Source organism: Paenibacillus sp. FSL R7-0189 (assembly GCF_037969925.1).
Classification (GTDB): domain Bacteria; phylum Bacillota; class Bacilli; order Paenibacillales; family Paenibacillaceae; genus Paenibacillus_AQ; species Paenibacillus_AQ odorifer.
The window spans coordinates 4546759-4560357 of the sequence record NZ_CP150223.1 but is presented as its reverse complement, the minus strand read 5'-3'; the positions used below and the strand labels follow the sequence as shown (position 1 = coordinate 4560357).

12 protein-coding genes are annotated in these 13599 nt (G+C 41.0%); 1 reads left to right on the top strand and 11 read right to left on the bottom strand.

Annotation, left to right across the window (positions count from 1 at the left end; all coding sequences use genetic code 11):
* Window positions 1-42: 42 nt before the first annotated feature.
* The 3 genes from MKY63_RS19770 to MKY63_RS19760 all read right to left on the bottom strand — a co-directional run bounded on the left by MKY63_RS19770 (window position 43) and on the right by MKY63_RS19760 (window position 2103).
* Window positions 43-396, bottom strand: a complete 354-nt coding sequence (locus tag MKY63_RS19770; RefSeq protein WP_076141343.1) for a cyclic-phosphate processing receiver domain-containing protein — start codon at window positions 394-396, stop codon at window positions 43-45.
* A gap of 38 nt (window positions 397-434) precedes the next feature.
* Window positions 435-1211 (bottom strand): RNA ligase family protein, encoded by a 777-nt coding sequence (locus tag MKY63_RS19765; RefSeq protein WP_076141344.1) that lies wholly within the window; start codon window positions 1209-1211, stop codon window positions 435-437.
* A 418-nt stretch (window positions 1212-1629) separates the two neighbouring features.
* Window positions 1630-2103, bottom strand: a complete 474-nt coding sequence (locus MKY63_RS19760) for a hypothetical protein (RefSeq protein ID WP_094901924.1) — start codon at window positions 2101-2103, stop codon at window positions 1630-1632.
* A gap of 386 nt (window positions 2104-2489) precedes the next feature.
* Between MKY63_RS19760 and MKY63_RS19755 the strand changes: the two genes are divergently transcribed.
* Complete coding sequence (locus MKY63_RS19755; RefSeq protein ID WP_094901926.1) at window positions 2490-4232, top strand: ATP-binding cassette domain-containing protein; 1743 nt, start codon at window positions 2490-2492, stop codon at window positions 4230-4232.
* A 168-nt stretch (window positions 4233-4400) separates the two neighbouring features.
* Here the strand turns inward: MKY63_RS19755 and MKY63_RS19750 are convergent, their stop codons facing one another.
* The 8 genes from MKY63_RS19750 to dxs form a co-directional block, all read right to left on the bottom strand.
* Complete coding sequence (locus tag MKY63_RS19750) at window positions 4401-5120, bottom strand: hypothetical protein (protein WP_076274221.1); 720 nt, start codon at window positions 5118-5120, stop codon at window positions 4401-4403.
* Between the two features lie 283 nt (window positions 5121-5403).
* The gene (gene spo0A, locus MKY63_RS19745) at window positions 5404-6219 is read right to left on the bottom strand and encodes a sporulation transcription factor Spo0A (protein WP_036682806.1); all 816 of its coding nucleotides are present in this window, start codon (window positions 6217-6219) and stop codon (window positions 5404-5406) included.
* 197 nt (window positions 6220-6416) lie between these two features.
* Window positions 6417-7553, bottom strand: a complete 1137-nt coding sequence (gene spoIVB, locus MKY63_RS19740) for a SpoIVB peptidase (protein ID WP_036682809.1) — start codon at window positions 7551-7553, stop codon at window positions 6417-6419.
* A gap of 114 nt (window positions 7554-7667) precedes the next feature.
* Complete coding sequence (gene recN, locus MKY63_RS19735; RefSeq protein ID WP_038572526.1) at window positions 7668-9395, bottom strand: DNA repair protein RecN; 1728 nt, start codon at window positions 9393-9395, stop codon at window positions 7668-7670.
* A 46-nt stretch (window positions 9396-9441) separates the two neighbouring features.
* Complete coding sequence (gene argR, locus MKY63_RS19730; RefSeq protein WP_036682813.1) at window positions 9442-9891, bottom strand: transcriptional regulator ArgR; 450 nt, start codon at window positions 9889-9891, stop codon at window positions 9442-9444.
* A gap of 31 nt (window positions 9892-9922) precedes the next feature.
* Window positions 9923-10396 (bottom strand): hypothetical protein, encoded by a 474-nt coding sequence (locus tag MKY63_RS19725; RefSeq protein WP_232061423.1) that lies wholly within the window; start codon window positions 10394-10396, stop codon window positions 9923-9925.
* 262 nt (window positions 10397-10658) lie between these two features.
* Window positions 10659-11561 carry a TlyA family RNA methyltransferase gene (locus MKY63_RS19720; protein WP_036682815.1) on the bottom strand — a complete coding sequence of 301 codons (903 nt, stop codon included), beginning with the start codon at window positions 11559-11561 and terminating at the stop codon, window positions 10659-10661.
* A gap of 45 nt (window positions 11562-11606) precedes the next feature.
* A complete protein-coding gene (gene dxs / locus MKY63_RS19715) occupies window positions 11607-13511 on the bottom strand; it encodes a 1-deoxy-D-xylulose-5-phosphate synthase (RefSeq protein WP_036682816.1) in 1905 nt (634 codons plus the stop codon).
* Between the last annotated feature and the right edge of the window lie 88 nt (window positions 13512-13599).

The following is a 13599-nucleotide window of genomic DNA, read 5'->3' as shown; positions in this document are numbered from 1 at the left end:
TTTCGTACTAATAGCTTCATTCCATAATAAAGAATCCTCTTATTAATCTCCACTATATTTATTAACGGTTACGGGATAATAGTAAATTTCTATATCTTCATTTATAAAACCTCTACGTTGAGCAGCCAATAAGGTCTCGTACATATTCCTTCTTCCTACAGGATTATCCGTATGATGATATATCTTATTCGCCCTTAAACCATGCTCACAAAAGTATTTTACGAAATCATACCCATTCTTTAGTTCAATTCCATCGGCGCCTTCACCTAAATCATGGTCAAGAGTTAGGATATTCACTTCATTATTTTCAAATAGTTTAACAGCATCTTCAAATGTCCTTGCCAAGGTGAATCCTTCTGGACAGTCTCGTAAGTCATCAAGATAAACATTTATCATATCGAACCTCAATTTTTGGCAAAATGTTTATTTTTCTATTACTTTCTAAACGTTCTTTCATAATCTTCAAGCCGTATTTTTCTAATTTGTTTACGATCCGTTGTTCTAACAATGATTCCTTCTGATTTGCCTGTTGCGTCGATTCCTACTTGAGTATTCTCGAATCTTTTTAAATAAGAATATGTACTCTCAAGAGAAGTTGGAAACTCGGAACCCTTTATGGTTTCAAGAAGTGGTGCGGACTGCAAATCCATGCTTTCAATAAATCTCTTCTTCTCAATTTCATCATAAAATGGTTGATTTCCGTGATCACGCCACACCGCAATTTTCTCCTGCGATAACTCAAGAAGTCTATATAATTCATCCTTATTCAAGGAGAACATATCAAATACACGATACCCTTGAGTTTTTCTGTCAGAATAGTTCTTGGATGCTTTAGTTTTTCCTCCATAAGATTCCTGATAAATTACGGTTAATGCCCAGTCAGCCTTAGGAAAGATATCTGCAATTACTTTTTCTGCTAACGGCTTAAGAAATTCCGCAATGTTCCCATAAGGATTACCGATTCTATCTCCTTTTGCATATAACAATTCTTCTCTGGAACCAATTAGATAATCAACTTCATTAACATCATTTTTTAATAAAATGATCCTTGAATTTTCACCATCAACTTTTTCGTAAACAAAAATATCGTCTAATTCTGCGAAGCCTCTTGACTCCGTTAAAACATCATTTAACCGACCTCGTTCACCTAATTGATGATATGTAAGAATGCTAGGGTACTTTGTTAAAGAATTAATTTTCTTTAAATCCATAAACTATTCTCCCACTTTCAAATTCAGTTTATATGACTCTTGCTCTTATAAACATAAACCAAAGATAATCAAGGAATATTTTACCACTGATTACGTGTTCACATGTTATTCCTGATGGGATTGTCATAAAGAGTTCTCCTTATTTGTTTACCAATTTAATTTTGAAGATAGGTATCATCAGAATCTACGAAATCACTTTGTGGTTTACGCATGAGGTTCATACCTTCAATACGTTACATTCACTAATACGACAAATTAATATTTTCATAATCTTCTACCCATTCTTTTCATCATCCGTTAATGGTAATGTTGGAGCAGCAAAGAGGGTTCTTATATGTATTTTCAAGTGATACTCATGTAATAGAAAATCAGCAAAATAAGAACATGAAAATAGTTGTAAAAAACTAATAAATCTTCTTTAATAATCTGATTCAAATATTGTTTCGTTTTTATCATTTGAGAAAACAATTTTTAATTGAGCAGTCGGATTCCAAATTCTACTATCTTTTATAATTAGATATTTTCCACCTGTATATTCATACTCACGAGTTTTACTGTCAATCACTACTGAAAATGTTTTAGCATCTTTTAAAACTTGCGTATTATTAATTACAAGTCCAATCGAACCTTTCTCCAAACCACCAATAACTATCTCATCTCGTATCATACCCGTAGATTTAGTATAGTCAGAAGCACTACGATAAATATAAATATAGGGCAAGCTAAAAATGTAATATTCCTCGTCGTTTAACTTTTGTATAGAAACATAATCCAAATTTTCACGTTCGATAAATTTATCTAATTCTTTTTCAGTGATTGCATTCCAGCTACATCCTGACAAAAAGAATAGTACACAAAAAGATAGAATTACATATCTCAAATGAAATTTCATATTCCCTCCATAATTTTAATATTACACTTAAGTTATTTACATCTGTAGCTATGATTCTCCTTAATAAATTCAAGCATGTACGTATCTTAAAAAAAACAAAGGATTTATTCTTACTAAATCCACTATAACATTAAATGGAATATTTTCCGCAGCTTATCTTCTACCAAGGCAATAAATTCCGAGTTGTAGCCATAAGGTATTTATAGGTTTTATGACCATAATTTAATAGTCTGTAAGATTGTATTATCAGATGATTTTAACACCTTTAATGCGAAATGATTGAAGTTGCTTGTAAACAGTGTTACTCTATCAACGGTAAACTCAAAATCTGTGCTCTTCAATACATCTTATAATAGTCACTATTTTTAGTTAAGAAAGGTAACACTATGATAAAAGTTGATAACTTATCCTTCGCATTCCCGCAAAAAGACCTATATAAAAACATTTCATTTACGCTTGAAGAGGCACAACATTGCGCTTTTATAGGAACAAGCGGCAGTGGTAAAAGTACACTGATCGATATACTAATGGATCCAGAAAAATATTTGTTCGAAGGCAAGCTAGAGATGGACCCAACCTGCAAAATTGGGTATGTAAGTCAGTTTTCGCAACTAGACAAATCTAAAGAAACAACCGTTTTTGAATATATAGGAGAAGAATTTATTAAGATACAAAATGAAATAACAGCTATTCTCACTGAAATGGAAACATCATCAGATATTGATTCATTACTCGAAAAGTATCAATTAGCTCTAGATGCCTTTGATTTAATGGATGGAAATGATTTTGAAAGCAATATTAATAAGAAACTAAATTTAGCCAACCTCTTGAAACTAAAAGATGCTAGGGTATCCGACCTAAGTGGTGGGGAATTCAAGCTTATTCAAGTGATGAAGGAAATGCTGACTAATCCAGACTTAATGATTATGGATGAGCCCGATGTATTTTTAGATTTTGAAAACCTAAATGCACTTAAAAATCTTATTAATGCTCACAAAGGAATATTGCTAGTGGTTACGCATAACCGTTATCTATTGAATCATTGTTTTAACAAAATTATACACCTTGAAAATATGGAGATCCAAGAGTTCGATGGGCGATATATTGAGTATAACTTCTCATTACTTCAGACGAAAATTGAGTTACAAGAAATCGCAGTCGCTGAACAAGAAGAGATAGAGAGATACGATAACATTATTGATAATCTTAGAGCGATCGCAACCTATAATTCAGAAGCATCTAGAGGGAGAGCGTTAAAAGCTAGGGTTAAGTTTCAAGAAAGATTGGAAGCGCGAAAAATTAAAGCGCCATTCGTTGATATTAAGCAACCAAAAATCAGTTTTGGTGTGGACAATGAATTTGAAGAAGACATCACTGTTTTAAATGTGAATAATTATAGTGTTTCCTTTGATGAGTTGATTTTAGAAAATGTTAACTTTGAGATGAAACCTACAGATAAAATAGCCCTTATCGGTCCAAACGGTACCGGGAAAACGACTTTACTCCGAGATATCTTTAAAAATAATCATGATTCAATTAAAATGAATTCTGATATTAAAGTGGCTTATCTTTCTCAGCTTCAAGACGAAGTGCTAAAGGATTCTAATACCATACTAGAAGACTTCATCGATGCCGGGTTTGCAACTTATGACGAGATTAGAGCACATCTTTCAAACTATGGCTTTGAAGGAGAAATTCTTAATCAAAAGATAGAATCTTTATCTGGTGGCGAAAAAAATATACTGCAATTGGCAAAAGTTTCTGCTAGCAAAGCAAACTTATTGCTTCTTGATGAACCGACAAGCCATTTAGACACCTATACACAAATCGCACTGGAGAAAGCCATTGAAGACTATAAAGGTGCGATACTCATGATTTCTCATGATTTCTATTCTGTAGTAAATGGGATGGATTATGTACTAATCATTGACGAGAAGACGATTAGAAAAATGAGTATGCGAAAATTCAGAAAGATGATTTATGCTAGTCATTTTGATAAAGATTATTTAGAAAATGAACAAAATAAAAAAGCAGTTGAAATGAAAATAGAATTAGCTTTAAAAGACAATAATTTTGAACTTGCAAAAGGTATGGTTGATGAGCTAGAAGAGCTGATTAAGTTGCTTTAAATTCCAACCCTCTGAATGAAATGATTACAAGAACGATGAAATAAAATGTTGGTGGAAAAGTATCCAAAAAAAAGACACTGATGAATAGATCTCAGTGTCTTTTTACTGCATTGATTTATTGATAGCTCATGCCGCGGACACTCTGATTGATATAACTATAATGAAGTATCATGAGAAATTTTTATCAAAACAGTCTTTAGTCTCGCATTTAATTTTATACCATTGATAACCATAATCCGATAAGTTTGGTAGGATCAATAATTTGTTACCACAGCGGATACAATTATTTTCTGATAAATTTCCGTTCTTATAGTCCACTAAGTAACCTTCTGCTAGTTCTATTTCCTTAATGATATTTTCTAGAGCAACATCGCTTATATCAAAAGGGGTCATATCTCCTCTATTTGCATGGATAGAGCGTGAAAAAGCTCCAAATCCACCAACCAGTTCGTGGTGATGGGTATTAATCCGTCCCCCACCTCTCTCAAATAATTTGATCATCGGTTCATATATATCTGGAAACTGTACTGCGATATTGTCGCGCACATCAAGCAAAGAACACCATCGTAAATAATGTATACTTATTAATTTCATAAGCATAATATCAATTTTATTAAAATTCGGACACGTTTCTAAGAAACTGTCCCACTCATTTTCCTCCATCTTAAAACCTAATAACATATCCATTCCTATGTATATACTTGCTGCTTCCTTTGAGATAAACCGCAAAAACACGCCGACTCTACGGTAATACTCTGCAATCAAATTAGCATCTGCTTCATATTCACCCTTAGATCTTACTTCTTCGTATCTTTTTTTTGAAATTCCAATGTATAAATTCGCATCAATATTCCTAATTCTTTCAACACCTGATTCGTAATAATTCATGAAGATTCCTCCGACTTAACTCATAAATGTAGTTCTCTATATCTGATAGAAGATTGGTTTATTTAACCAGCTCGCCCGATTGTTCTAAGCCCCTGCTTGAGTTTCACCATTTATAAGATGGCTAATCTTTAAATAAAAACAAAACCCAATAAACCAAAAAGGTTTATCGGGTGAGATGGAAAAAGTTTATCGGCTTCAAAACAAGTTTATCGGCTTTTATATACTGACTGTAAACACCTACCAGCAACCCACAATCCCTTACCACACACTACCCCTAACCCTTTCAACTAACCTTATGCTCAATCCGCAGCTTGTCTGCTACCATGGCAATAAATTCCGAGTTAGTAGGCTTAGATTTGGAGATATTAATGGTGTAACCGAATAAATGGCTGATGGAGTCGATGTTCCCACGTGTCCAAGCCACTTCAATCGCATGGCGAATCGCCCGTTCTACACGTGAAGGCGTGGTTTTGAACTTCTCAGCGATTGCTGGGTAGAGCGTCTTCGTAATCGCACCAAGGATCTCGATATTGTTATATACCATGGTGATCGCTTCACGCAGGTACTGATAGCCCTTGATATGCGCTGGGACACCGATTTCATGGATGATCGAGGTAATGTTAGCGTCGAGGTTCTTGCCCTTAGAGAGCGGCACTACATTCGATCTGGACGTCGACGAATAATTGTACATGTTGGAGGAAGAGCTCATGCTGCCTTGAGAGCCGACAAGCTGACGTACACGATTTGCCAGGACCTCCATATCGAACGGTTTCAAAATATAATAGGATGCACCAAGCTGTACAGCTCTTTGAGTGATGTTCTCCTGACCAAAAGCAGTCAGCATGATGATCTTCGGTTGAGGATTCAGATCCATATCACGTAGACGTTCCAATACACCTAGGCCGTCTAAATGCGGCATGATGATATCAAGAATAAGAACATCGGGAATTTTACGCGCTTCGCTAAGCATTTGAAGCACTTCTTCACCATTGTAGGCGATACCCGTTACGGTCATATCTTCTTGCTCAGAAATGTACTCGGAAAGCAAATTCGTAAATTCCCTGTTATCATCGGCCAACAACACTTCAATATTCTGCACTGGCTGCTTCCTCCTTAATTATATCTGCTATTCGAAAATAACATTTTTTTCTTGTCTCTTACGTTTTCGACATGGAGATCGAATTCCCTTCTGTCGAAAATTATTTTTCTTTATTTTTTTTCTGCGTTGGATTATAATTAAATATTTTATCTCAATGTTCGAGGTTCTTCGTAATCGTTCGACAAAAAATCTTAAGGCTAAACCGCCTTAAGATTTAATGAATACCTATTCTCCTGTTTGGTCACACCTGAATCTTGAAGCATCCATTCGATGAAGCACCCATAACCGGACTTAGGATCATTTACAAATACATGAGTTACGGCCCCGATGAGACGGCCATCCTGTACGATAGGACTTCCGCTCATGCCTTGAACGATACCGCCTGTCTTATCGATAAGACGTGGATCGGTGATTCGCAGCACCATTCCTTTAGTGGCTGGCGTTTGCTGATGTGCTACATGAATGATCTCAACCTTAAACCGCTCCACCTGCTGTCCGTCAACTACAGTTAGGATCTCAGCAGGACCTTCCTTGACTTGATCACTCATCGCCACGGGAATCGGTTCTTTGTAAAGACTGTGCTCGGGATTGGAGCTCATTTTACCGAAGATGCCAAAGTCAGTATTGCTCTCCACATTTCCAAGCACTTGGCTTTCTTTCAAAAAATGCGCTCGCTTCTCGCCCGGATCGCCATCCTGGCTTTTGGATATGGAGGTTACACTGGACTGAACAATATGACCACTGCCTACAACAATTGGGGTACCGGTATTCATGTCTGTAATCACATGTCCCAAAGCTCCATATACACCTTGCTCGGGAGCATAAAAAGTTAATGTGCCGACACCCGCTGCTGAATCCCGAATGTACAGGCCTAACCGCCACACTTTGTCATGAATGTCATACGCGGGCTTTAGCTTAGCTGTATGCTCTTTACCTCCGCGTTTGAAGACAATGGTCAAGGGGTTATTCGCTTTACCAGCGCGATCCACCAGCTTGGCCACCTTGGACAACTCATCCAATTTCTCACCATTCATGGAGATCATCAGATCACCCGGCACTAAACCGCTGACCTCTCCTGGGGAAAGCTTAGATTTCTCGGATACTTCAATCAGATGATGACCAACAACCAAAACACCTGCTGATTTCACTTTCACACCGATCGTTTGACCTCCCGGGATCACCTTAAGCTCGGAATGAATTCCTTGTGCAGTCACCTTGGCTGGTTCACCATGCAGTGGTGCAGCAGAACTTAGATTTGTTCCCGTTATGCCCGATAAACTAAGAAAGAAGGCAAATAAAAGGCCTGGCATTAACTTCCTGAGGTTAGGCTTCAATGGCTGTCACGCTCCCTTTTGCTTCTTTCGCTTGACGAAAAAGGTGGTCGCCAATTGCGTACCTATAAGATAACCTTGCCCCCAGGCTTTTATTACTGTCAATCATTGCTCCGCTTAGCTTGTTGCAGCCTTACTTGCCTCGGCCAGATTAAGCATTTCCTGCGAGTGATGCAATGTTTTTTCGGTAATTTCTACGCCACCCAGCATCCGGGCCAGCTCCATTACACGTCCATCGTTCGTTAGGGATTCCACTTCAGTCATGGTTCTTCCATCCTCAACCTTTTTGCGGATTAAGTACTGATGGTCAGCCATACAAGCCACCTGCGGCAAGTGAGTAATGGAGAACACCTGACAGGTAGAGGATAGCTTAAACAGCTTATCTGCGATGGACTGAGCGGCTCTGCCGCTGACACCGGTATCCACTTCGTCAAAAATCAGAACTGGAATTGCATCATGGCGTGCAAAAATACTTTTCATTGCCAGCATAATACGCGACAGCTCACCACCAGAGGCGATTTTGCCAAGAGGTCTCAGGGGTTCGCCCGGGTTAGGGGATATCATAAATTCTGCGCTGTCTATCCCTTGTCTTGTGAGGCGAATACGCCGACCATTGTATTCCACTCCACGGGGGTCCTCCAGCGTGTCTAATTTGACCTGCAACGAGGTTCTTTCCATTTGAAGGTCTTTAAGCTCACCCTCCACTTGGGTGGCCAGATCAGCAGCACAAAGCTTGCGTGCTTCACTTAATTCCGTAGCTGCTTCCATTAATACAGACAGCAGCGAATCGCGCTTCGCCGTCAGTTTCTCCAGATATTCATCTTTATTCTCAAGCAAATCAGTTTCCCGGTGAATTTGTTCATAATAAGCCAAAATCTGTTCTACACTCTCTCCATATTTACGTCGGAGTCCAGTGATCAAATCCAGACGATTCTCGATTTCTTCAAGTCGCATCGGATTGAACTCGATATTTTCCCGGTAATCACGAAGCTGAAAAGCAGCATCCTCTAGCTGGTAATATGAGGACTGCAGCTGTTCGAGCACTGTTCGCAGACCCTTCTCATCGTAACGAACTGCATCCTCAAGTCTGGAAATGACATTACCGATCGATTCCAAGCCTTGTCTGTCGTAAAGCAGCTCATATGCACCCGATACGGAATCCATCATTTTCTCACTGTGGGATAGTTTGACCCGTTCTTCGGTAAGTAATTCATCTTCTCCCGGTTTTAATCCGGCGGATGAAATTTCTTCAAGCTGAAAACGATATAAGTCGAGCATTTGGTATGCCTTCTGGCTGGATTCCTGCAGCTCTCGCAGCTCTTTCTCCACCTTCGCGAAGGCAGAATACCTTTCCTGAAAAACTGCCTTTAGCGGACCAATAATCGGTTCTCCGTATGTATCCAGCAGTCCCAGATGCCGTTCCGCCTTCAGCAAGTTCTGGTGCTCATGCTGGCCGTGTATATTAACCAGCTGCTCGCCGATCTCGCGAAGCATGGTAAGATTGACCATCTGTCCATTTACACGTGATGTACTTTTACCTTGAGAGGTAAGCTCGCGTCGTATAATAAGATGCTCCTCGCGCTGGGCCTCAATGCCAAGACGCTCCAAAGTCTCCCAAACGGGATGACCGCTGGGAAGACTGAAGAGCGCCTCCATCTCCGCTTTTTCACAACCATAACGAATGGAATCCGCTGAACCGCGGCCTCCAACAATCAATCCAAGCGCATCAATAATAATGGATTTACCTGCCCCGGTCTCCCCCGTAAGCACGTGGAAGCCAGGATAAAAATGCACATCAACCGCCTCAACGACGGCAAGATTGCGTATAGACAAGGTTTCTAACACTAATAGAGCACCTCCGAGAAGATGACAGGCATCTGATTAATTATAATTAAGAAATATAACCCATGATTTGTGAAATTACAGTCTTACTGTCCTCAGGTAAACGGCAAATAATAAGGATTGTATCATCACCAGAAAGGGTTCCCATAATTTGCGGCCAGTCAATATTATCAATCAAAGCAGCGACAGAGTTAGCCGTACCTGGTAAACATTTCATCACCACAAGATTAGCCGAGGAATCGATCTGCACAAAATTATCCACAAGAACGCGCTTAAGCTTCTGAATGGGATTGTACCGTTGATCCGTTGGAAGTGAATATTTATATCTTCCATCATCCATGGGTACCTTGATGAGCAACAGCTCTTTTATATCTCGAGATACTGTGGCTTGAGTAACTTGAAAACCTGATTCACGCAAGGCTTCCACAAGCTCGTCCTGTGTCTCGATATCCTTTTGTGTAATAATTTCACGAATCTTAATATGTCGTTGTCCCTTCATTGTTGCCTCCTGGTATATAAAAAATATGGACTCAGTTTGATTCTCCGTCGTCTTTGCCAAGCTTAATTACATGGATCGATGCTGTTGCTACATTAACATATAGAACGCCGCTGCATTCCGGATAGATCAGCAGGTAGGGAAGCAAGGTATCACGTAAGCCGCTGCCAGTGAAATCCAAAGGCTTGCGTGGTCTCGAAAGGATAACCAAATATAACGATCCTTCCTCTTTTGTCGCCACATAATCTATAAATAACCGGCTATACATCTGCGCCCCATTTACGTTGAAAGACAAGGGGATTTTTAATTTCCCTCCAACGACCTCATATCCTTCATCCTCAAGTATATCAATAGAGGGATGTGGAATAATCACTTTATTGAACGGAATTTGATCCTTCATAAAAGAACGCGGAGAACTCTGCAGCCATACATATATCCGATATATTATAAAAATCGATAATGCTACCCCAATAAACGCCATAACGACCTTGTCAGAGCTACCCGCCACTATCAATCACCTCGGTGATTTATTCGCGTGAGGCCCTGGTAAATCCTGCTTCTAAGCTGTCTTTTTACGAGCTTTCCGCATAATTGATATTATTCGCTAATTCAGCATTTTACAATTACAACGAGCACAGTAAATCCAAAAATTCAAAATATAAAGACCCGGATTTTATACCGGGTCTTTATTTTAATAAATTCAATCCATTTGAGCAAATCTGCAAAACACCCCGCTGACCATTTGAGGTTGACGGGGTGTTCATAAAGCTCTAGCGGCGCGGGGAGTTTCCATGAGTAGAACTCACATTAAAAGTACTCGTAGCCTGCTTAATCACTTCATCAGCAAGGGAAGCGAAGTCCTCCACTGGAATGACTGCTGCAACAGCAGCTGCCGGCTGTACGGATACTTCTTCGCCTTCCACCACTTCTGGCGTCAGTCTCCAGTGAGCAAGAAACTCAATATTGCCTTCTCCGCCTGTAATTGGTGAAAAGGTTAATCCATGTAGACCGAATCCTAACTCTGCAGCCATAGTCAGTACATTAATCAATACCTCTTTATGGACCGCGGAATCACGAATCACACCTGATTTTCCAACCTTCTCACGCCCAGCCTCAAATTGCGGCTTGATGAGTGCAGCGATATCTGCTGGACGTTGCAGCAAGGCTTTGAGGGGTGGGAGAATTATTTTTAAGGATATAAAAGATACATCAATACTGGCAAAGTCCGGAACAGGACCCTGCAAATCTGAAGGTGTCATATACCGGAAGTTCGTACGCTCCATGACGCTCACTCGCTCATCATTACGCAGTGACCAATCCAGCTGGTTATAGCCAACATCAATAGCGTACACATGGCTAACGCCATTCTGAAGCGCACAATCTGTGAAGCCGCCAGTGGAAGCACCAATGTCCAGCATGTTCCGTCCCGTAAGATCAATATTAAATTGGCGAAGAGCCTTCTCCAGCTTTAGGCCCCCACGACTGACATACGGATGCACAGAGCCTTTAACCTTAAGGGTAGACTCCCGCGAGACCTTCATGCCAGCTTTTTCAATACGTTCCTCATCCGCGAGCACCAACCCTGCCATAATAGCAGCTTTAGCTTTCTCCCGGCTTTCATAAAAACCTTGCTCCACAAGCAGTACATCAATCCGTTCTTTACGGTGTTCCATGGTCATCTCCCGATCGTTCAAGGGTTACTAATTTCCGGCTTCCACTTAGGAAGACGAAGTTGTTTTGTAATTATAAGCACTTAAAGCCATCATGGACTTGATACGTGCACATAACGCTTCTACGGTAAGGCCTGTTTGCTGACGTTGTTCTTTAATGGAGCCATGCTCCACGAAGATGTCGGGCACACCCATCAGATGTACACGCGCGTCATAAATTTCATGCTCCGCGTAGAACTCCAATACCGCACTGCCGAGACTTCCCGCTTGGCAAGCCTCTTCAATAACAACCATATTGGTCCCAGCATGAGCCAAATCAAGAAGCATGGAGTTATCAAGCGGCTTCAGGAAACGCGCATTCACAACGCCCACCTGAATCCCTTCCCGCTTCAGCAAATCAGCGGCTTCTTCAGCCACTTGAACCATAGGACCACATGCCACTACAGCATATCCTTCTCCTGTACGCAGTCGTTCCCATGATCCTATAGGAAGGGTATGCAGTTCAGCATCCATTGCCACGCCTGTTCCGTTAATACGCGGATAGCGGTAAGCAATTGGACCGTCATTATATTCAAGTGCCGTCTTCATCATATGACGCAGCTCATTTTCGTCTTTTGGCATCATCATAACCATATTAGGGATATGGCGCATAAAAGCAACATCGTACACACCCTGATGAGTCTCACCATCCGCACCCACAAATCCAGCACGATCAATGGCGAACATAACATTGGCGTTATGGCGGCAAATATCATGGACGATCTGATCATAGGCACGCTGCATGAAGGTAGAATACACGGCGTATACCGGCTTCATCCCTTCCATAGCCAAAGCTGCACACAGGGTTGCTGCATGCTGCTCGGCAATCCCGACGTCAATCATGCGATCCGGAAATTCCTTCGCAAAAGGAAACAACCCTGAACCGCCTGGCATCGCAGGGGTAACTGCAATCAGGCGCGAATCTTCACGTCCCAGCTCAATCAGCGTACTGCCAAATACTTCGGTATACATTGGAGGACCTACAGCTTTAAGTGCCTGACCCGACTCAATTTTGTAAGGGGAAATGGCATGCGATTTATAGAAATCAGTCTCAGCCGGTTTGTAGCCCTTGCCTTTGGTCGTCAGCACATGCACAAGCACAGGACCCGCCACGTTATCTGCTTGATGGAAGGTGTCGATCATTTTCTCCAGATCATGTCCATCCACTGGCCCAAGATACGTAAAGCCAAGCTCTTCAAACAATACTCCGGGTACCATCATATATTTAAGACTGTTTTTTAACTGTTCAGCGGTTTTCGCTAATCGTCCACCGATGGCCGGAATCTTCTTAAGCAGCCCTTCAACCTCGTCTTTAGCACGCAAATAATGGCGGTCCGAACGAATTTTGCTTAAATAATTGTGCATCGCCCCTACATTCGGAGCAATCGACATTTCATTATCGTTCAAAATAACCATCAGCTTACGCTTCTCATGGCCAATGTGGTTAAGCGCTTCAAAAGCCATCCCGCCGGTAAGCGCACCGTCACCAATCACGGCAATTACCTTGTTGTCTTCGCCTTTAAGATCACGAGCCATAGCCATCCCCATCGCTGCCGACAAAGAGGTGCTGCTATGTCCAGCTTCCCACACATCATGTTCGCTTTCAGAGCGCTTAACAAAGCCGCACAATCCCTGATATTTGCGCAGGGTATCAAAGCGATCTTGACGGCCGGTCAGTATTTTGTGGACATAGGCTTGGTGGCCAACGTCGTAGATCATTTTGTCACGAGGACTGTTGTAGCAATAATGTAAGGCCAGCGTGAGCTCCACCACCCCCAGATTAGAACCGAGGTGCCCGCCGGTTGCTGTAAGCTTCTCAATCAGAAATCGTCGAATTTCCTCTGCAAGAGTAGTTAATTCTTCGACTGACAGTGATTTCAGTTGTTGTGGATCATTTATTTGTGGAAGCAGCACGAATAGTTCCCCGCTTTCCTAGATGTTGTAAAATATATAAAAACCATTATAACACAAACGAAACGGCTGTCGAAATACAGCCGCTTCG